We start from the raw sequence: 21532 nt of genomic DNA, 5'->3' as shown, positions 1-21532 counted from the left end.
TATAGAGATTGGATAAGCGAATGCAAGACGATATTTCAGGTTGGTCAGATTGGTCCCAGAATTTTTCTAAAATTGAAGAAATTTCAAGCCCAAGTGAGTTACACGGTCTACTCACTGGTATAGTTTGTGTGTCACAACCCCCGAGTCGTGAAGAGTGGCAACAAATTTTAGCAACGCTTGATGTAGCTGAATTAGACGAAGATGCGGTGGCATTGTTGACTGAAGAAGCAGAAGATGTAGCTCATTCACTTTCAGATGATGAACTCGACTATCTTCCTTTATTACCAGATGATGATCACTTGCTAGGTGAGCGTGTGCAAGCCTTGGCAGATTGGTGTGCAGGTGTGGTTCTTGGTTTTGGTTTGGCGGCAGGTCATCTGCGCACCAATGAACAAGAATTGATTGAGCATTTACAGGATGTCGCTTCAGTAGAATTTGAAGATTCAGATGATGATGAAGAAGGTGAAGAAAGCTATCAGGAATTATACGAATTTGTTCGTTTAATCCCAGTGAGCCTGTCTATGGGACGTACCAAAGTTGATGTTTCAGAAACACCGTTGCTACAACTGAGCGCTAAAAATTCATCGGCTCAAGTGGGGAATGTGGTTGAAATGTTCACCCCACATCGTCCAAGCTAAGGCATTAATTTTGCTTATATCTATGTGAGGTATTACGTGTTTTTATACATGCCTCACATAGATTGAGAGATTCATATTCAATTGAATCAAAATTTAAACAATATCAGCCAGCAGGTATAAGAAGTATTTAAATGAAGAAATTAACTCAAGCGGATTTTCAAGAACGTCGAGACATCCTTGCGGGTGAAATGGGACTACGTAGTATTGCAATTATTGCCACGAGCAAAGAAGCCATGCGTAATCGCGACGCAGATTATAAATTTCGAGCTGATAGTAGTTTCTTTTATTTAACAGGTTTTGCTGAACCTGAAGCGGTTGCAGTGATTGAAACCTTTGATAGCGAAGAAGAAGGTTATAGCTATAGTTTGTTCTGCCGTGAACGTGACCGTGAAATGGAAATTTGGAATGGCTACCGTGCGGGTGTAGATGGGGCTGTAGAAGATTATGAAGCTGATGAGGCTTATGCCATTGATTTATTAGACGAAGAAATTTTAGAAAAATTACAAAATAAAGATAAATTATTCTACCGTATTGGGCAGCAACCAGATTTTGATGCTCGTGTGGCGCAGTGGATTTCGGCTGCAAGTGGTGAATCACGTAAGGGTGCAAGTGCGCCTGCTCAAGTCATTCAACTAGATCGCATCATTGATGAAATGCGTCTGCACAAATCTGATGATGAACTTGAATTGATGCAAATTGCTTCGGATATTTCAGCAGAAGCGCATACTCGTGCCATGCAAACGGTTAAACCGGGCATGATGGAATATGCACTAGAAGCAGAACTGAATTATGTCTTTGGTAAAAATGGCTGTGTGCCTTCCTATAACAGCATTGTCGGCGGCGGTGAAAATGGCTGTATTTTGCACTATGTGGAAAATGACAAAGAACTCAAAGATGGTGATTTGGTACTGATTGATGCAGCATGTGAATATCAGCTGTATGCTTCAGACATTACCCGTACTTTCCCAGTCAACGGTAAATTCAGCCCTGAACAAAAAGCACTTTATAATATCGTACTCGATGCGCAAATTGCGGCGATTGATGCGGTGCGTATCGGCAACTCTTATAAAGAACCACATAACGTTGCAGTGCGTATTTTAGTTCAAGGTTTATTGGATCTTGGCATTATGCAAGGAGATATTGACGAAATCATTGAAAAAGAAGCTTACCGTCAGTTTTATATGCATGGTACGGGTCATTGGCTTGGTATGGATGTGCATGACGTCGGTTCATACAAACAAGAGGGTGAATGGCGTGCCTATGAGGAAGGTATGGTTGTGACTGTTGAGCCAGGTCTTTATATTGCGCCAGATGATGAAAGCGTTGATGCGAAATGGCGTGGTATCGGTATTCGTATTGAAGATGATGTTGTAGCGACTAAAAATGGTCCACGTGTTTTAACAGCTGCAGTGGTGAAATCTGTAGAAGACATTGAAGCGCTGATGGCGAAAGCGAAAGCCGCTTAAGTTAATATAGTAATTAAAAAAGCCGGTCAGATGATCGGCTTTTTTATCTACAAGCAGTCTTATAAATACTAGTCATATAGATAAGGTTAATTAGCAATGTAGTTGATTTTATTATGTTAAGTTTTTACAAAAATTAGATATAAGTCTTTTTAAATTAATCGTATAAATTTTTTATTTTAATCATAATTATGGGCGTTAGAAAAGCTGGGGTGGTTATTCCCTTTAATGGCAATCAACAGGATATTGAAAGACTGGTAAATGATTGGCTGGTTTATTTTGAAGAAAACTCAAAATCTGCATTAGATATAGAGTGGCTGACGGATCATATTGTTTGTATCAATAGTGCCGGGTTAGCACATTTTGCTTTTACTGAACCTGAAAAATGGAGCAGTTTGCTAAGCAGTCAGTTGCCGATGAAATGGATGATCTTCTTTGATTTTGCAGACACAAATTCAAGCTATAGCTATGCGCTTTATAAAGAGGGTGTAGAAATCAGATGTGTCATTCAAGCGGAAGAAGAGGAACTTTACATGGATGGAGAAAGACAAGATTTTGAAAAGGAATGGTTAAACTTTTCAACAAGGTATTTATACGAATATGTTGAAAATGGCAAAGTTCAAAAAAAATGGACGACTGATTTAAACAGTTTAAAAGAAGAAATCAATCAAGATTTGGAAAGCTATTATCAGTATTATTATTTTAGCGAAAAGGATCATTTAATTTATCATACTCAATTGGTTCGGCAGTTATTGATTGAACTCTTTAAAAACTATGTCGGTTTTGAAATCTTTGATAGTGATTATAATCCAGTAAAGAAAATAAAGTTTAAGTATAACAATCAGCGTACTTATGATGATTATTTGAGTTTAGCCTCAAGAGGGGATATTGCAGCCCAAATTAAATTGGGTGAAATGTATGAAACGGGATGCGGCGTCGAAAAAAATGATGTTACAGCACAAGGATGGTATCAAAAAGCGGCTGATCAGGGTGATGATGCAGCGATGCTGAAGTTAGCCGTGCTGTTGTTCAAAAAGCCATTTAAAACAGATATTCATATCGCTTTAGATCTACTGAATCAGTCAGTGGAAAAGGGAAATATAAACGCAAGAACGACTCTTGCTGAAATATATGAAAAGGGCGAAATTCTTGATCAAGATTATAATGTAGCAATGAGCTTGTACAAGCAATCGGCAAAACAAGGCTGTGCAATTGCTCCCTATAAAATTGGCTTAATGTATGAGCTAGGCAATGGCGCAGCTCAAGATTTAAAGATGGCGAAACGCTGGTATCACCAAGCGGCGAATGCTTTTAATCAAGATGCAGAAATTCGATTGCAGAAATTAATCCAGCATTTTAATGCTTAAGCCATTCATTTAAATTATTCCGTATTAAGGAGATCGTTTCTGTCTTTTGTGTTCTATATCTTTATCTATAGCAATGAAAATAAATTGAATACATGAGCGCAATATTTTGACCAAATCATGGAAAATATTAAATAAATATAAAAAAAGCCGATCTATTGATCGGCTTTTTAGCTTCACTTTGCGATTAAGACTTTTGTAAAAATTCTGTCGCTAATTTTAAAAACTCTTCCGGTTTTTCATATACGGCCAAATGTCCGGTTGCCGGTTCAGCATATTCAGCATGTGAAATCAGATCTATAGCATATTTGACCATACACTCGGGTGCATATAATCATAATTACAGCCATTCACTAATGTTTGTTTGTTGATTTTTTTTTCGCTGTCTCAATCACATCGGTATGAATCTACAACTCAGCTTGGTGGGTAAATCTTTCTCAATTATTGGTTTGCAGCGTATTTTCTAAGGTTTGCGCCATAGTATTTTCACACCATGCCAAGGTAAAATTGGCGCTAAAACCTGTTTGAATAATAGTGCTCGACATCGCTTTAGAGTTGCTCTGTACCTAACTCAAATTAAAGCTTGGTACATGCATCAACTTTAGGATAAGGCGCCAATAACACAACAAAAATTACATATTCTGGATATTCTGCTGCGGAATATATCCAGAAAATGTTGTGTAATTAAAAGCTCATTAAACCGAATGGTGTAACATAATTGGGTTTTGCCGCTGCAATCACTTATTCAACTAATTGAACAATGGCTAAAGGCTGATCATCAGTTAGTTAGCTTGATATCGTCCTTTTGAATGCATCAAAACATGACATGTTCAAATGACGCTGATTTACGCAAATGATGGCTCATACTGATGGACTCAGCCATTTTTATTGTGATTTTCTCTTTTTTAAAGATCAATGTTTACGGTAAGAGATGATTAATTTTGTATTTAATCAGTGCAAATACCTGCAACTAATTTGTATTTCATTATAAAAAATCATGCCCTTGATGTAAGATAAAATTCATTACAGATTATATGTATTTCGAGTGAATGTCCTAAATTCGAATACTTGATAAAAAAGGAAACAAGCATGCAGCAAGAAGTCATCATAGTTGGTGGTGGTATGGTCGGTTTAAGTCTGGCACTCATGTTGGCCAAAGACAAAATTGGCGTAAAACTTTTAGAAGCCATTAAATACCCCAATTATGATGATGCAAACCTTGAGCCTTATCACTCGAGTTTTGATGCACGAAACAGCGCCTTGTCACGCCGTACGGTGCAAATTTATCAAGAACTAGGCCTCTGGGATGCTTTGCAGGAACACGCCACACCTATTTTAGAAGTGAATATTACAGAGCAAGGCAGTTTTGGTAAGGCAAGACTCAAAGCAGAACAAGAAAAAGTCGAAAGCTTTGGACAAGTTATTGAAAATGCATGGTTAGGCCGTGTGCTGCTCACAGAAGTCAAAAAACAACAATTCATTGAATTAATTGACGGCGTACAAGTGACTTCGCTGACGCAGGATGCAGACCATGCCTATATTGAAGCAAAGCGTGCTGAAGAACAGCTCAAACTACAATCTAAAATTGTGATTGCCGCCGATGGCCGTGATTCATTCTGCCGTAAAGCCTTAGGTATTGGCGCATCGGTGCATGATTATGACCAAGTGGCGATTGTCACTACAGTACAAACCTCTAAACCGCATGGTCATGTCGGTTTCGAGCGTTTTAGTCCGCTTGGTCCGCTAGCGCTGCTGCCACTTCCAGGTGAATACCGTCGCTCAGTGGTTTGGCCTGTTCCTAAAGGAACTGAAGGCGAGTGGATGGGTGATGAAAATGATCAGCACTTCTTAGATGCTTTACAAGAAACCTATGGCGACCGTGCAGGTAAATTCCAAAAAACTGGTAAACGTTTCAGCTTCCCATTGTCGCAAGTACTTGCAGAGAAACAAGCTGTCGGTCGTGTAGTGCTGATGGGCAATGCTGCACATACCATTCATCCTGTCGCAGGTCAGGGCTTTAACTTGTGTATGCGCGATGCCTATGTACTGCGCCGTTATTTAACAGAACAAGTTGAAAAAAATGCAGATTTGGGTGATGCAGCTATGTTGCTTGATTATGAGAAATCGCGCCTGACCGATCAGCAGCGTGTGATTAAATTCTGTGATTCAGTCGTTCGTGGTTTCAGCAACAAGAACCCATTTTTAAAATTGATTCGCAATACTGGATTAGTTGCCTTTGACACCATTCCGGGGATTAAGCCTTTGGTCGCGAATTATGCAATGGGGCTAAAAGCATGAGTTTAAATCAAACAAATGTACTGGATGCCGTGATTGTCGGCGGCGGCTTGGTCGGTGGCTTAACGGCATTGTTATTGGCGCAGGGCGGTGTGCAGGCTACGGTATTGGATGCGGCACCTATTTTGGATGTAGAAAAAACCAAAAGTATTGCGAATCCTCGGGTTTTGGCACTTAGTCAAGCCACCATTCATCTACTCAAGACTGTGGGTGTTTGGGAAAAGCTTGCCCGTCAGCAGCCGTATACAGGCATGCAAGTGTGGAATAAAAATGGCTATGGAGAAATCAATTTTGGTCATGTTGCAGACCAAACACCATCAGTTGAGCAAGCTTTAGGTTCAATGGTTGAACCAAGCATATTGAATTTAGCCATTCAAGAAAAAATGCTAGAACAACTCGAAGACTACCGAACCCAAGTCAAGGTCAGTCGTGTTGAGCGCGGCGTTGGTGTGTGGATCATTCACCTCGCAGATGGTACCCAGCTCAAAACAAAACTGGTGATAGGTGCAGATGGTGCAAACTCATTTGTCCGTGAGCAAGCTTTCATCGATCTAGATGTGCTGGACTATAAACAAGCCGGTGTGAGCTGTGCAATTAAAACCGCCCAACCGCATCAGCATGTAGCGCGTCAAATTTTCTTAGAAACAGGACCTTTGGCATTTTTGCCGATGGCGAGTCTGAAAAAAGAAGAAAGCGGTTATTGGCAATCGATTGTGTGGACCTTACCAGATGATTATGCCGATGAATATGTGGCTTTATCCGATATTGAATTTACTGCGTTGCTCACTCGAGAAAGTCATCACATGCTCGGTGAAGTCTTAGAAGCAACACCACGTGCCAAATTTCCATTGAAGGCACGAGCTGCGCAGCTATACGTTCATGATGGTCTGGCGTTGATTGGTGATGCGGCTCATGTGATTCATCCACTTGCAGGACAAGGCGTGAATATTGGCTGTTTAGACGCAGCAGTACTTTGCGATGTGCTTTTGACCGATAAAAAACGGGGTGTGTGGGCACATGAACAAAGTTTGAAGCGCTATGAGCACCGCCGTAAAGGGCAAAACGATGCCATGATGCATAGTATGTCCGCAATTGGTTGGTTAGAAACTACCACTTTTTCTCCTGTGGTGTGGGCGCGAAACTTTGGTTTAAAACAAGTGGAAAATCAGACTGTTCTAAAAGATGCGTTTATGGCTCAAGCCAATGGTTTGAGTATTCTAAAAGATACAATCTACGCAGCTTAGGTCAAAGTCAGATATTTTTTAGACAGTCGTATAAACAAGGTTACGATTTTGATTAAAAAAGATACGATTTTTTGATTGTGGGTACTAGTCGAAATGCTCAGAGATTGCTAAATTTCTGTTAATTTAAAACCAGCCATTCGCTGGCAAACAGAAGTCATTCGCGGGGAGAACACAATGACTGATATGAACGATTATGATGATCCAGAAGATTCAGTAGTTGATGAAGATGAAGCACAAGCAGCTGAAAAAGGTGCAGGTGACGCAGCTGATTCTGCCTCTGATGGTGACACCTCTGAAGCTGAAACATTAACAGTGACTGCAAAACTAAAACAACGTCAGGCGCTTGAAGATGAAGTTGCTGCGTTCTTAGCGCGTGGTGGTCGTATTACCGAAGTCCCTCCAGACGAATCGGCAAAAGATTAAAAATGAAAAAACACCACGTCATGTGGTGTTTTTTTTTGCTTCATTCGCTTGTGCGAGGCTGAAGGTCATTCATTTTTAAACTAAGCATGTTTAGTTATGACGTTGTGAAGTTATTTTAAGCCGTCTTTGGCTTCATATATTTACGACTGATCGCGTAAATAGGATAGAACACAAAATGCAGTAAAAGCAAAAACATACAATTAATAATAAATGCAGCAATATACGGCGGTGCATGCATGGCCGCCACAGCAGCGACAAAAGATTGAAAAAGTAATACCGCACTCAAAACGACATAAGCCCAATAACGATGCCTATCCCAAAATTGGCTCAGTTTCAGTAAATTACCGACTACAAAATAGAGGGAATAATATCCACAGACCATCGCAATCGCGCTATGATCGGCCGTCATTTGCTCGCCACTAATATAGTGCGGATAGGGTTGAATGCCAGTATAAATAATATATGCAAGGGCCGTGAGCCAAACCAGATTAAAGAGAATGAACACCAGCGGTTTTTTGACAGACAGATTTATGGACATGTTATAAGCAACTTTTTTCATTCTATTTAAATTATTGTATGGGATAGCTTATGGAACCCGTAGGTCCCATAAGTGGTTCAAATTAAAAATAAAAAAATTAAGCTTAATCGTTCGCTTGGGTTAACTCTAAAGCACGTTGATAGGCCACTTTCTTTTTAATCCCAGTTAAATCAGCAGCCAACTGAGAGGCAGCTTTCACGGACAAATCTTGAAGTAAACGCGTCAGCAATTTGTCTAACTTTTCTTGCTCTAGGTCTTTTTCTTCGGTCGCACCACCAATCACCAAAACGATTTCGCCTTTTTGCTGATTATGATCAGATTCGACAAAATGTACCAATTCACCTAAAGACATTTTTTTAATGGTTTCAAATGTTTTGGTAATTTCACGTGCAAAGCCCACAGGACGATCGGCACCAAAGACATTCGACATATCTTTTAGGCAATCCACAATACGGTGCGGCGCTTCATAAATAATCATGGTTTGAGTTTCGTCTTTCAGTTTTTCGAGTGCTAAAAGACGTTGTGACTGTTTAGAAGGTAAAAAGCCTTCGAAACTAAAACGGTCACTGGGTAGGCCAACAGCACTGAGAGCTGCAATGGCAGCACAGGCACCCGGCACAGGAATGACACGAATATTTTTTTCTTGTGCAGCTCGAACCAATTTAAAGCCGGGGTCACTGATCAATGGCGTGCCTGCATCACTGATCAGCGCCATATTTTCACCCTTTTCGAGGCGTTCAATGAGCTGGTCTATTTTGTTGCTTTCGTTATGGTCGTGGCAGGCGGTTAAAGGTGTATTGATACTAAAATGTTTAAGTAATTGTGCGGAAGTTCGTGTATCCTCGGCGGCAATAATTTTAACCGACTTCAATACCTCAATTGCACGATAACTAATATCATCTAAGTGCCCGATTGGAGTTGCAACAACAAATAACTGAGCACTCATAGGTTTCTCCATGTTGGATAATAAGAACAAAATTTTGGGTCTTTGCCTTTTAAGCAGTCTGTTTACTGCTGCACAGGCAGACGTCTTGGTCATTCTACCTGAATCTGGCCCTATGGCGCGAGCTGCATCCAGTATTAAGCAAGGTTTCAATAGCGCATATCAATCGTCAGACTACAAAGTGCCCATTAAGTTTGTGGATTCAAATCAAAAGCAAATTGCAGCGCTATTGAAGCAACACGTGAATAAAAAAACTCAATTGGTGATTGGCCCTTTAGCACGTCAAGATGTTGAAGCACTTGTAAAAGCAAAGCCTAAAGTCCGTGTGTTGGCTTTAAATGAAACGACTAGCCAGATTCCCAATGTCTGGCAGTACAGTTTATCAAAACGTGATGATGCCTTAGCTCTCCAAAAAGTCTTCGAAAAAGATAAATTAGCGCAAGTGTTAGTGTTACGTCAGCCTGCAACCGAGGCAGAACATGAATTACTGCTCATGTCCTTGCTCAGTCAAAGTTCAGTGCCTATACAAGTGATTGAACAGCTCCCAACGAAGCTAGACAAAAATCAAGGGGTGCTGTTGCTAGGCAATAATGAATGGTTAAACAGTCAAAAAAAACTACCTAAAGCAAAACTATATAGCGTTGCCAATGCGATTGAAGCCACTAAGCCCATACCTGTAGGGCTGAAATTTTGTGATGCACCTGCCTTACATGACGCACGTTGGCCTGACCTGATCCGAGCTTATGAGGAAAATCCAGTAGATATGCCATATCAACGTCTTTTAGCGTTTGGCGGAGATACATGGCATATCGCAAAACAATATTTGCAAGAACCGAAATTAAAAAGCATTGAGTTTCAGGGACGCACAGGGCTAATCAAAATTAGTCAAAACAATATTCAGCGTGTTCCTCACTGCTATGAGCGAAGTAAAAAAGGCATCGTGGCGATCTCACTTTAGGGATGAAACGATGCAGCTGAATTTAGAGCAGTTGAATTTGGGACAGATGAATCTTGGGCAGTGGGCAGAACGGCAAGCGCTTCGTTTGGTTGAGCAGCAAGGCTATGTACAAGTGCAACTGAATTATCATAGTCGTTATGGTGAAATTGATTTGATCGTTGCGCGTGGACAAGAATTGGTGTTTATCGAAGTTAAAGCCCGTTCAAATACCCGCTATGCCCAAGCCATCGAAAGTATCTCTATTCACAAACAACGTAAGATGATGAAGACTGCGTTGCTTTTTTTAAATGAACAGTCACATTTTCAAAATTATTATTGTCGCTTTGATGCAATTTGTTTTGATTTTTATCAACACTTTGCAAAAACACTACAGCAAGACTTTTCTAAATACCCGTATCATCAGCAATGGATTGAAAATGCTTTTACTTTTGATCAAGAGTTGATTAATCTCTGATAAAACAAACTGTGTAAACGCATAGAAAAATACGTGTGGAAATTTGAGGAGTCGTGCTGAGTGGTTAAGCGTATTGCAATAACGATGCTTTGTGTCGCAAGTTTATCTGGCTGTGCGAGTTTTATTTCGAATGGAACAGGATCAGCACCTGTAGGAACTGAAAGCGGCGCACGCTCATTGGGACAAGTTTTTATTGACTCTTCCATTGTTCGAACAGCAAAAATTAACTTATATAAATTAGATACTCGTTTTAAACAGTCACGTGTCAATATTGAAAGTTTTCATGGCAATGTCTTATTGACTGGGCAAGTGCCAGATAATCATTTGAAAGAATTGGCAGAAGAAAATGTCCGTTCAATGAGTGATGTCAAAACTGTACATAACTATATTACAGTGGGTAATCAGATCAGCTATAGCACCATCATGCAAGATACTGCGGTCACTGCGAATACCCGTGGTTTGATTATGAAAGCGCCTGTGGTATCTGACAGCAAAGTACACATTCATACTGAAGATGCTGTTCTTTATGTGATGGGCCGTTTAAACAGTGCGGAAATCACAGACTTAAATCAAATCTTGCAACAAGTGGGTAATGTAACGCGAATTGTCACTTTAATCGATAATATTGATCAGAACCCAAATCCACAGGCACGTTCAATTAACTCAAGTTACACCACACCTGCTGTAGGCAATGTGCAACCTGAAGTACAAACGCCTGTAGCGATAGATCCGGATGTTGTCGATCCAAATGCTCAATAAAATGTCGGAAATGATGCTGTAAAATATGAATCAATGGTCTCTGCGGCTTCAGCAAAAAATGGATTTGGCTAAATCTTTATACCGAAATTTTCGGTTATATGATTTTGGCAGTTATGCATTAAATCGACTGACACCCAAACAAGGATATCATGTTCAAAACAATATCCCTTATGGTCTAAAAGCGCGCCATCGCCTAGATTTGTATCGCACGTCAGCACCTCGTCAGCAACGTCCACTCATCGTTTTTGTACATGGTGGAGCGTGGATGCATGGTGACAAAAAGGACTATGGATTCATTGGTGAGGCTTTTGCAAAAGAAGGCTTCGATGTTGCTGTCATCAATTACCATCTCGCACCTGAATATATTTTTCCGGCTTCAATTGATGATCTTAGCCTTGCATTAAACTATTTGACGCAGTCTCAGCATAAGTTGCAGATTGAAGTGGAAAATGTGGTGTTAATGGGACATTCGGCAGGGGCATTTAATGTCATGTCTGCACTGTATCATCCGACGCCTTATCAGCTACAAGTGAAAGAGAATATTCGTGCAATCGTGGGATTGGCAGGGCCATATCATTTTGATTATAAAGGTGATCCGATTTGTGCAGATGCCTTTGATCAAAATGTACCGTATCAACAAGTGATGCCATATTATTTTGTTGAGCACAATCAAGTGAAGCATTATCTATTCACTGCGGATAAAGACAATATCGTTGGCCATAGCAATAGTGAAGATTTTGATCGTCGATTAAAAGCCTCAGGCAACCACAGTCAGTTGATTCAAATTCCACGCGTTGGGCACATCACGATGATTGGTTCAGTTTCGAGTTTATTTAGTCGCTTCTTTAAAACCAAAGCTGAAATCATGCGTGTACTCGATGAAATTAGTCCACCTTAATGTCTGTGGTTAAATGATTGAGAATAAAAAACCGCCAAGTATGGCGGTTTTTTATTTACTGCTTTTTTATTAAAAATAGCTGTTTACAACCATGCTTGGGTATCATCTGCAACCGCAGAACCATGGATGACATGCATAATCATCGAATGGGCGATACTTCCTTTGAACGGAATTTCAGGTAATGCATCAAATTTAAAGAAAGCCGCATCACTTATTTCTTCTTCTTGTAATTGAAGCTCACCTGAAGCATATTCTGCTTTAAAGGCGATCATTAAATTACTTGGGAAGGGCCAAGGTTGGCTTGCCAAATATTGAATATTTTTGACCTTCAGCCCAACTTCTTCTTCAGTTTCACGACGAACTGCTTCTTCTAGAGTTTCACCCACTTCAACAAAACCTGCGATCAATCCATACATGGCACGGACATTTTTTGCATTTTTTGCCAATAAAATTTCATCTTCACCACGGGTAATGACGGTAATGACACAAGGATTGACACGAGGGTATTGGTGATATCCGCAAGCGGGACAAACCATAGCATATTCTGTGGCGTGGACTTGAGTTGCAGTACCGCAGTGGCTACAAAATTTATGATTACGGCGCCATTCTAAGAGTTGAATAGCACGGCTGGCTTGTTCAAATTGCTGAACATTCCAAAGTTGTAAAAGCTGACGAATAGGGATGAGTTGTAAGCCTTCAGGAATTGGCTCATTTTCAAGTAGATCACGGGCAATCACTTGATCACCCGTGCCAATATTTAAATCACTTGCGAGTTGTTCAACTTCGGGAAGTTGAAAGTTTTCATCGACCAGCAATTGCTGTTGTTTGAAGATATACGCAAGTGATAATTTAGACATTAGGCTGCTGCTGATTTCAGTTTTTCGCTACTGTCCAATGCTACCTTAAACATGCCCTGTAAAACAGGTTGTTTGTTCTTTAAATTGTCAATCAACATATCTGCGCTTGCCAATGAATCTAATGCTTGATTCACTTCGTTTGCTTCAATCGCTGTTGAAGATTCAACTCGTTTCAAAATGAATTGAGCTGTTGAATTCAGCGCATTTTGAGCTGCATCTGCATTGAGGAACAACATTGCACCACCAATTTCACGGAATTGAGTTGCAGTCGCTTCAAGTTGTGTCAAATCTTGGTTTTGTAAATACTGAACCAAAGATTGGCTAGCAGCATCAATTAAAACCTTGGTCTCATTTAACAGAGCAGCGTGTGCTTCATCTAAACGGTCGAGTGAAATATTCATATTATTCACACGAAGTTGTAAGCGGCTAGAAGTGTGATGACGCTCAAGCACACCAATCGAGTTCATGGCAGACAAGATATTGTTCATCAACTGCTGGGCAAAGCTTTCATCTTGTAAAATCTCAGCATTACCTAATGACGCAGCTTGACGCGACAAGTCGTTATACGCTTCATTTAAGTTCAAGACTTTGAAAATATTTGCCAATTCGTTTAATTTCGCTTGAAGTTCTTGGGTTTTTTCAGGCGTCATATTTTGATAGTTAAATTCAATATCATTACGAATTTGCGTCATTTCAGTCGTAACCAATTCACCAATGGTATGCATGGTGTCGAAGTCAGGACCATATAAATGACGACTGAAAACTTGCAATTGGGTGTCGGTAAGAAGGTCTTCACCGATATTTAATTTGCCACGAATATGATGAGAAATGTCATCTTCTTGGCTAATGTTTAGACTTAAGACATTGGCTAAATCAGAAATGGATGCTTTAAAGCGCTCAGTTCCTGCAAAATATTGAGCCATATTGCGTTCAATGCTTACCAAGGTACGTAAGCGAGCATCGGTAATTAAGATTTGATCAATTTGATTAAACGCAACAAAAACCAAGTTCCAGTATTGTTTGCTTGGATGTTTGTCTGAAAGACCTGCTAAATACGTACCGACCAATTTAATCGCTTGCAAATCCAGCTCAGTTTCTTCTTGTTTAATCAATTTATTCAACGCCAACTTATACAGACGGTGAACGTATTTTGATTTTTCAAGTGTAGGAGCTTGAGGTAAGTCAAAGTCAGGGGTAATACAATCGAGTAGGGACTCAATGTGTTGGCCTTCCGACGTTAGAGTTTTACCTAAAGATAGTTCTAGACGATTAAGACTGTCCAGCAGGAATTGTGGAATTTTAACTTCACGTAGGCAGATAAATTCGATGTAGCGTTTCAGCATAGTCGTGCCTTCGCTCAGTGCGATGACCTCTTGAGTGTTAATTTGCGCAGGATTCCCCATGATCTTGCGCATTAACTCTGCTGAATATTGAGCGATTTTTGCCAAACTTGGCATATCAACTAAAGCTAGTACTTGAGCACATTGTTCAAATTGAATCAGTGCATCATCAATCCCGAAAGGTAAAGTTTGATCTTCAACTAAGGTGCTGACTGCTGATTCGACTAACTTGATTGAGTTATCAACCTCATTTTTTATTATCAGCAAAGCCGTTGGATCAAAATGGATAGAGGTTTGGTAAGACATGTATCTGCACCTTTCCTAGATGTTTTATCTTGTTTATTAACCGCCCCTTAAGGCGGTCCATGTTTATGGTTTTACTATAGCGTATGTAAGAATTGTTTATATACAAAAAGTAACACGAAATTTAGATTTTATTTCGCAAAAAGGCAAGGTGTACCATGTTTTTCTTCAAATTGTTTGACCCATGTCTCATGGGCTTCAAGTTCATCTGCTGAAGGTAAAATCACAGGTAATTCTATTTCAACAGCGGCGCGGGTTTGCGAACCATCTTCATTTTGCGAGTGGGTCAGGGCATCGATATCAAAGGATACCTGACCACCCGTCATTGCTAAGTATACGTCAGACAGAATTTCCGCATCGAGTAAGGCACCATGGAAGGTACGGTCACGTTGTGGAATTTCGTAACGACGCACTAATGCATCGAGTGAGTTTTTCTGGCCTGGATGCTTGGCTTTGGCCATAGCCAAGGTATCGGTGACTTCGCAAACTTCAGATAAGGCCACAAAACCGGCACGTTTGAACTCCATATCAAGGAAGTTCATATCGAAGGTTGCGTTATGCGCAATGATTTCTGCGCCTTTTAGATAGTCAAATAAGACATCAGCAATTTCAGCATACAGTGGTTTGTCTTTTAGAAAGTCATCACTGATTCCGTGAATATTTTCAGATTCACCGACAGGTTTTTGCGGGTTGATATAAATATGAATTGAGCTACCGGTCAGTTTGCGGTTAATCATTTCCACCGCACCGACTTCAATAATACGGTCGCCATCTTGGAAATAGAAACCTGTGGTTTCCGTATCCAAAATTAATTGTCGTGGGCCAGATACATCGACGGTTGCTGGTGTAATGACAATCATTGGATGGATTTCAGCAGCTTGCTTAGACTGTATAGGGGCAGCTTCATTCAACGTTGAAGCAGTGTCTGTTGCTTGTTGTTCTATCGCAATGTCATCAATCTGCTCTGCATTGATCGCTGTGTCAGTAGTCATTTCACGTGACGGAGCAATTTCTAGCGGCTGAGCAATTGAAGACTCCTGAATTGAAGCATCAATAATGCTTTCATTTGCAATCATTGCTTCTTCAGAGATTTCTTCGTCATCCTCGCTATCAGCAAATTCGAGTCCAAACGGATCATTTAATAGCCAGTCGGGTTCAGCTTTTTTTTTAGGTGCTTCAGCTGTAGTTGATGTCGCTTGTTTGATGTGTTCGAGGGTTTTTTCTGCGCCTAGATTGGCCAATTGATCGGCCATTTCATTTCCCGGATGGCCTGCATGCCCTTTAATCCAGTTCCATTCAATTTCCCGACCCTGACAAGTTGCATCCAGTAATTTCCACAGATCTGGATTTTTAACATCTTTCCAGTTTTTCTTTTTCCAACCATGAATCCACTCGGTAATGCCTTGTTTGACATAGTTAGAGTCTGTCCAAATAATCAGTTTTGCATCGGACGGACAGTGTTGAATGCCTTCAATTGCAGCAGTCAATTCCATACGGTTATTGGTGGTTTCAGCTTCGCCGCCGCAGAGTTTTTCTTCTCCAGTTTCACGGATGATATAGGCCCCCCACCCCCCTAAGCCAGGGTTGCCTTTACATGCACCATCAACATAAAGCGTGATTGTTTGAGACATAAATCAAATCCGGAGAAAAACGAGCATTCAGAACCGTATATTGTATAACGCAAATGACGGGGAGAAATCCATTTCTAGCGATTTTTTTAATTTCTTGTAACATTTATACTGAAATAGCGTTAAATTAACGCCTTGTGTCTGTATTCTGCTTCACTACAATGGCATATCTAAAAAATAAATTTTATATGAGTTGTCTGGATTTTTTTATGTATAAATCAACTGCGACTGTCTGGCAGCCTACGTTACCACAAATTTTTAAATTTACAGTCTTGGGTTCTGCGCTCGCAGCTCTTGGTCTGACGGGCTGTTCTTCATCGCAAACGACTAAGCAGAACTCAGCAAGTAAACAAGTTGGCTCAAACTTTCTCGATGCCAATAGTTTAGATTCACTCGAAGATTTACTTTCTGCAACAGACATGCGTGCCGTAGAAGGCGATCGCCTTTTAGTGCTGAAGCATGGTGATGTCTGGAAGCGTATGACTGTGGGTTTCAAAATGGATTTGAACCACTGGGATACGCGAATTGAAGCGCAGCGTGGTTGGTTTATCTCACGTCAACCATATATTGATCGTTTAAGTGCGCGTGCGTCCCGTTATTTATATCACACGGTTAAAGAAGCAGAACGTCGTGGTTTGCCGACTGAGTTGGCGTTATTACCAGTGATTGAAAGTTCTTATGACCCAGCAGCAACCTCAAGTGCAGCCGCAGCAGGCTTATGGCAATTTATTCCAAGTACTGGACGTATTTACGGCTTAAAACAAACCTCAATGTATGATGGTCGTCGTGACGTAGTGGAATCAACGCGTGCAGCTTATGAGTTTTTAGGTGCGCTACATAACCAGTTCGGTTCGTGGGAATTGGCTTTGGCTGCATATAATGCAGGGCCGGGCCGCATTCAACAGGCGATTAACCGTAACCGTGCGGCAGGTTTGCCAACGGATTATTGGTCACTAAAACTGCCCCAAGAAACCATGAACTATGTCCCACGTTTCTTGGCTGTTGCTCAAATTATTAAAAATCCAAGTGCTTATGGCGTAAGTTTACCGCCAATTGCCAACCGTCCACACTTTCGTGAAGTGGCTGTAGGGCCTGCAAATTTAAATGAAATTGCATCTATTACTGGTTTAAGCCGTGCAGAACTCTATGCACTAAATCCCGGGCATCGTGGCGATGTGATTGACAGCAGTAGCCCAATGCGGATTTTAATTCCTGCGGATGTGAGTCCATCAGTCGATGCGCGTTTGAAAAAATTACAATCAGGTGGTTCATCAGGTTATTGGGCAAGTAATTCAACTTATAACTTACCAAAAGATAATGTTGCAATAACACCGTCACGTGTTACTCCGCCGGAATTAAATAGTAAAACTATTCAGCCTGCAAAAGTGACGCCGCCTACGCTAACCTCACAGCCGACAGTGACCGCTTCTGCCAAACCACCTGTAGTTGCTGCAACGGTAACGCCAAGTATTCCATCAGGTACGAAAGGCAAAACACCAATGGGATCATCTGCTTTAGCTGCATTTGCATCGAATAGTGATATTCCAAGTGCGCCGCGTATACCAGTCGCTGTAACACCTTCGACGCCTGTGAAAGCCGTGTCTGTCGAGCCACCACTCAGCGCAAATGAGCGTGAGCAAATCATGGCGGCTATTAAAGCTGAAGGTGAGACCAAAACAGTCGATGAGGTATTAAAACCAGTAGCGACTAAAGCAGAACAAGAAGAAGTCGTTCAGGAAATTAAAGCTATTGCGCCGAAGGGCACTGAAATTGTCGATCCTTACGATGGCAAAATTAAGTTAACTGCGATTCAGACCAGTCAGTCGATTGCGGATCAACAAGGAAAAGAACTGACGAAAGGGTTCTCTTACCCGAAAAGCGTGGCTGAAAATACAGGTGCAGATTCCGAAGAAGCCAAACGCAACCAAGGTAAAAATGTCATTCGTACAGATTCTGAAATTGTAGTTGTACCACCTAAAGGTAAACGCAGTACTTATACAGTTTTGGCGGGCGACACATTAGCATTGATCGCGATGAAAAATGGCGTGAATTGGCGCGATATTGCAGCTTGGAACCAAATTTCGCCAGATTCGACCTTGTATGTCGGTACGACCATCTATTTATATGATGCGAAACCGATTGTGCAAAATAATGAAGAATCGAAAGCTAAGCCTATCGCAGATAGCTATGTGGTGAAAGCAAATGACAGTCTTACAGCTGTTGCGAGCCAATTTGGTTTAAGTACGAAGCAACTCGCCGACTACAATGGTTTAACCACCACGAGTGGTTTATATGTTGGACAGAAATTATCCCTAAAAGAAACGCCTGCATCGAAAGCAAAATTGGAAGCTGACAAGAAAGCCGCTCAAGTTGTCGAAAAACCTGCAAAAGTTCAAACCAAATCCTACACGGTAAAACGTGGTGAATATCTAAAACTCATTGCAGATCGTTATGCGCTGTCAAATCAAGAGTTGGCAGATTTAACAACTGGCTTAACGGCTGGCAGTAGCTTGATGGTGGGGCAAAAAATTAATGTGCCATTACAAGCTGTAGCAGAAGTTGAGAAGCTCGAAAGCAAAGTCGTGAATCGCATTGAAAATGTCAAAGTTGATCCTGCGTATAAAGTTGAAAGCTATAAAGTGCAGCGTGGTGATACCCTTTACAGTATTGCGACGCGGTCAAAAATCAGTTTGTCAGAATTGGCGAGTCTAAATGATATGTCGGTAAATAGTGGGCTGATGGCTGGGCAAAGCATTAAAGTTCCTGCAAGTTCAACTGTTCCAGATACTTATGTGGTGCAGTCTGACGATACACTGACAGGCATTGCTAGTCGCTATGATTTAGGCATGGACTATGTCGCAAATTTAAATGGTATAGAGCGTAGTTCTGGTCTACGCGTTGGGCAGAAATTAAAATTAACAGGTGATGTCGCACCGGTTAAAGTAGAAACCAAAGCTGAGGCAACCAAAATTGAAAGCAAAACCAATACACGAACGAATTCTGTTGATGCGAACGATATTCATGTGGTGAAATCAGGTGAAACATTGGGTGTGATTGCGAAGAAATATCATCTTCAATTACGTTATTTAGCTGAATTAAATGGCCTAAATACCAATAGTGCGATTCGTGTAGGGCAGCGTTTAAAAGTAGATGGTGAACTACCTGCTGATGTAGCTAGTAAAGCAACTGAAACCAAAAAAACGGAAGCTAAATCCTCTACGAGCAATGTGAAACCAGCAAATACTGAAAGCTATACTGTGAAATCAGGCGAGTCTTTAAATTCGATTGCTAGTCGGACAGGTTTAACTGTGGCAGCATTGGCTGAATTAAATAACTTGAACCCGCGTGCAGGACTGCGTGTCGGTCAAAATTTACAAGTCCCTAAAACTATTAGTGAATACCGTATTAAACGCGGCGATACGTTGATTGGTTTGGCAAGTCGCTATGGACTAGACACATCAAAACTCGCTGAAATGAATGATATGCAACCGTCTGCTCAGTTACGTATTGGTGAAGTGATTAAAGTACCGAATTAAGCAACGACTACAGGGAGTTGTCAGTGATGTTGGTGTCGTTCAAATCAGCACATCAAGCTATTGGGATTTGTGTACTTACTCTGTTCGGTCAAAGTGTGTGGTCTGCGATACAGACCACGCCTTATATTGCGATTCATAGCACACCCAAATATGACTCTGTCAAAGTCATGCCTTATGCCAATGCTTCTGCACCTAAAGGTGGATATTTAAGTACTTCATCAAATGGGACATTTGACAATTTAAACAGTATGAATGGTAAGGGCAGTGCGGCTGAGGGGGTAAATTATTTATTTGACTCCCTTATGGATAGCTCTTTAGATGAACCCGGCGTGATGTATCCATTATTAGCTGAGAAGGTAACGTTCGATCCCGATCATACGAGTTTTGTCATTTATCACTTAAATCCAAAAGCACGATTTAGTGATGGTTCAGAACTCACTGCTGAAGATGTTAAATTTAGTTTTGATACTTTTCAGACCAAGTCAAATCCAGGTTTACAAATGTATTTGGCAGATTTAGATAAAACCCAAGTGTTATCTAAATATGAAGTCAAAATGACCTTTAAGTCGGGTAATAACGCTGAAATGCCATTAATATTGGCGCAAATGCCGATTTATTCCCAAAAAGATTGGGCAAAAAAAGACTTTACTAAAATTACTATGCAGCCGATTTTAGGTTCTGGACCCTATTTACTTGATCGAATTGATTCTGGCCGTAGTATTAGTTTTAAGCGCAATCCTAATTATTGGGGACGTGATTTAGTGATTAATCGCGGACGATATAATTTTGATCATTTGAAATATGTCTATTACCGAAATTTAGATGTCGCATTTGAGGGCTTTAAATCAGGACAATATACTTTGCATGAGGAATTTACAGCACGAAAATGGGTGACGGAATATAAGTTTCCGTCCATCACTGCAGGAATGGTGGTGAAGTATCGTGATAAGCATGAAAATCCAATTGCAACTCAAAGTTTTGTATTTAATACGCGTCGATCGCCTTTTAATGATATTCGTTTTCGACAAGCTTTAACCTATGCTTATGATTTTGAATGGCAAAATAAAGCTCTGTTTTATGGTCAATACCAGCGCCTACAAAGCTATTTTTCAAATAGTGAGTTAGAAGCTAAAGGGGTACCCTCAGATGCTGAAATGCAAATTTTAAAACCATTGTTAACGAAATTAACCCCTTTAGAGCGTAAAGGGGTGTTATCCAACTGGAAATATCCAGTTTCAGATGCTAGTGGATTTAATCGAAATAATTTATTGACTGCTCGTCAGCTATTAATAAATGCTGGTTATCGATTTAGAAATGGTCAATTATTAGACCGACATGGTCAAGCCATTCGTATTGAGTTTCTCATTCACCAAGATGGCTTACAGCGAACATTAATGCCTTTTGTGCGCAATATGAAACGCTTAGGTGTGACTGTAAATATTCGTCAAGTGGACGTGCCTCAATATATAGAGCGGATGCGTTCGAAAGACTTTGATATGACAACAAATGTTATGCCACAGTCGCTCAATCCGGGTAATGAGCAAGCGCAATTTTGGGGAAGTGCATCGGCGGATCAGCCTGGCAATTATAACTATGCTGGAATTAAAAGTCCGATCATTGATGAGGTCATACAACAGGTGATTCGTGCACCAAATCGTGAACAATTGGTGGTGCGTACCAAAGTATTGGATCGATTATTAAGAGCTGGGTATTATCAAATTCCAACCTATGGTAAAGGTGAAAAATGGTTTGCGTATTGGAATATGTATCAACAGCCAAAAGTAAAACCAAAATTATCAACAGGTATTGATTATTGGTGGAGTAATGAAGCGCAATCGAAAAAAGTTGCAAACTATTTGCGCCAACAATAAATACTAATGAATGACAGGGA

18 protein-coding genes are annotated in these 21532 nt (G+C 40.6%); 12 read left to right on the top strand and 6 right to left on the bottom strand.

Annotated elements, in window-relative coordinates; translation table 11 throughout:
* The first annotated feature begins 20 nt into the window (after positions 1-20).
* The 3 genes from FTU75_RS05745 to FTU75_RS05735 all read left to right on the top strand — a co-directional run bounded on the left by FTU75_RS05745 (position 21) and on the right by FTU75_RS05735 (position 3468).
* Positions 21-638 carry a UPF0149 family protein gene (locus tag FTU75_RS05745; protein ID WP_111885849.1) on the top strand — a complete coding sequence of 206 codons (618 nt, stop codon included), beginning with the start codon at positions 21-23 and terminating at the stop codon, positions 636-638.
* Positions 639-769: 131 nt separating this feature from the next.
* Positions 770-2104, top strand: a complete 1335-nt coding sequence (pepP, locus tag FTU75_RS05740; protein ID WP_180115366.1) for a Xaa-Pro aminopeptidase — start codon at positions 770-772, stop codon at positions 2102-2104.
* Positions 2105-2292: 188 nt separating this feature from the next.
* Positions 2293-3468, top strand: coding sequence for a tetratricopeptide repeat protein (locus FTU75_RS05735; protein ID WP_180115365.1), 1176 nt, complete (start codon positions 2293-2295; stop codon positions 3466-3468).
* Positions 3469-3652: 184 nt separating this feature from the next.
* On the opposite strand, the gene FTU75_RS18385 is transcribed toward FTU75_RS05735, so the two are convergent.
* Positions 3653-3781 carry a hypothetical protein gene (locus FTU75_RS18385; protein WP_257223716.1) on the bottom strand — a complete coding sequence of 43 codons (129 nt, stop codon included), beginning with the start codon at positions 3779-3781 and terminating at the stop codon, positions 3653-3655.
* 773 nt (positions 3782-4554) lie between these two features.
* Here FTU75_RS18385 and FTU75_RS05730 point away from each other — a divergent pair.
* From FTU75_RS05730 to FTU75_RS05720, 3 genes are all read left to right on the top strand, one after another.
* Positions 4555-5763, top strand: a complete 1209-nt coding sequence (locus tag FTU75_RS05730; RefSeq protein ID WP_180115364.1) for an FAD-dependent monooxygenase — start codon at positions 4555-4557, stop codon at positions 5761-5763.
* Positions 5760-7004: an FAD-dependent monooxygenase gene (locus FTU75_RS05725; RefSeq protein ID WP_180115363.1), complete on the top strand. Its 1245-nt coding sequence runs from the start codon at positions 5760-5762 to the stop codon at positions 7002-7004. Before FTU75_RS05730 ends, FTU75_RS05725 begins: the two co-directional genes overlap by 4 nt.
* 174 nt (positions 7005-7178) lie before the next feature.
* The gene (locus tag FTU75_RS05720) at positions 7179-7427 is read left to right on the top strand and encodes a hypothetical protein (protein ID WP_078189169.1); all 249 of its coding nucleotides are present in this window, start codon (positions 7179-7181) and stop codon (positions 7425-7427) included.
* Positions 7428-7542: 115 nt separating this feature from the next.
* Here FTU75_RS05720 and FTU75_RS05715 read toward each other — a convergent pair whose 3' ends face one another.
* Together FTU75_RS05715 and rsmI are read right to left on the bottom strand one after the other, a co-directional pair.
* Positions 7543-7965, bottom strand: coding sequence for a hypothetical protein (locus tag FTU75_RS05715; protein ID WP_180115362.1), 423 nt, complete (start codon positions 7963-7965; stop codon positions 7543-7545).
* A 103-nt stretch (positions 7966-8068) separates the two neighbouring features.
* On the bottom strand, positions 8069-8911 hold the full coding sequence (gene rsmI / locus FTU75_RS05710; RefSeq protein ID WP_078189168.1) for a 16S rRNA (cytidine(1402)-2'-O)-methyltransferase: 843 nt from the start codon (positions 8909-8911) through the stop codon (positions 8069-8071).
* 10 nt (positions 8912-8921) lie between these two features.
* Here rsmI and FTU75_RS05705 point away from each other — a divergent pair, with 10 nt between their 5' ends.
* From FTU75_RS05705 to FTU75_RS05690, 4 genes are read left to right on the top strand one after another with little or no spacing between them, the layout of a single operon-like run.
* The gene (locus FTU75_RS05705) at positions 8922-9866 is read left to right on the top strand and encodes a penicillin-binding protein activator (protein ID WP_180115361.1); all 945 of its coding nucleotides are present in this window, start codon (positions 8922-8924) and stop codon (positions 9864-9866) included.
* 46 nt (positions 9867-9912) lie between these two features.
* Positions 9913-10320, top strand: a complete 408-nt coding sequence (locus tag FTU75_RS05700; protein ID WP_180115453.1) for a YraN family protein — start codon at positions 9913-9915, stop codon at positions 10318-10320.
* Positions 10321-10380: 60 nt separating this feature from the next.
* On the top strand, positions 10381-11079 hold the full coding sequence (locus FTU75_RS05695) for a BON domain-containing protein (protein ID WP_180115360.1): 699 nt from the start codon (positions 10381-10383) through the stop codon (positions 11077-11079).
* A 25-nt stretch (positions 11080-11104) separates the two neighbouring features.
* Positions 11105-11977: an alpha/beta hydrolase gene (locus FTU75_RS05690; RefSeq protein ID WP_180024161.1), complete on the top strand. Its 873-nt coding sequence runs from the start codon at positions 11105-11107 to the stop codon at positions 11975-11977.
* Between the two features lie 83 nt (positions 11978-12060).
* Here the strand turns inward: FTU75_RS05690 and nudC are convergent, their stop codons facing one another.
* The 3 genes from nudC to dnaQ all read right to left on the bottom strand — a co-directional run bounded on the left by nudC (position 12061) and on the right by dnaQ (position 16108).
* Entirely contained in the window at positions 12061-12834 is a 774-nt protein-coding gene (gene nudC, locus FTU75_RS05685; protein WP_180115359.1) for an NAD(+) diphosphatase, read from the bottom strand.
* A complete protein-coding gene (locus FTU75_RS05680) occupies positions 12834-14480 on the bottom strand; it encodes a chemotaxis protein (protein ID WP_180115358.1) in 1647 nt (548 codons plus the stop codon). Before FTU75_RS05680 ends, nudC begins: the two co-directional genes overlap by 1 nt.
* A gap of 128 nt (positions 14481-14608) precedes the next feature.
* On the bottom strand, positions 14609-16108 hold the full coding sequence (gene dnaQ / locus FTU75_RS05675) for a DNA polymerase III subunit epsilon (RefSeq protein WP_180115357.1): 1500 nt from the start codon (positions 16106-16108) through the stop codon (positions 14609-14611).
* Between the two features lie 206 nt (positions 16109-16314).
* Between dnaQ and FTU75_RS05670 the strand changes: the two genes are divergently transcribed.
* Together FTU75_RS05670 and FTU75_RS05665 are read left to right on the top strand one after the other, a co-directional pair.
* Complete coding sequence (locus tag FTU75_RS05670; protein WP_180115356.1) at positions 16315-19641, top strand: LysM peptidoglycan-binding domain-containing protein; 3327 nt, start codon at positions 16315-16317, stop codon at positions 19639-19641.
* Between the two features lie 26 nt (positions 19642-19667).
* Positions 19668-21512, top strand: a complete 1845-nt coding sequence (locus FTU75_RS05665; RefSeq protein ID WP_180115355.1) for an extracellular solute-binding protein — start codon at positions 19668-19670, stop codon at positions 21510-21512.
* Positions 21513-21532 lie beyond the last annotated feature (20 nt).

Origin of the sequence: Acinetobacter sp. YH12140, from assembly GCF_013418475.1 — a bacterium.
In the GTDB taxonomy this organism is placed as follows: Bacteria; Pseudomonadota; Gammaproteobacteria; order Pseudomonadales; family Moraxellaceae; genus Acinetobacter; species Acinetobacter amyesii.
The sequence above is the reverse complement of the archived record's forward strand: the minus strand, read 5'-3'. Positions and strand labels throughout refer to the sequence as shown.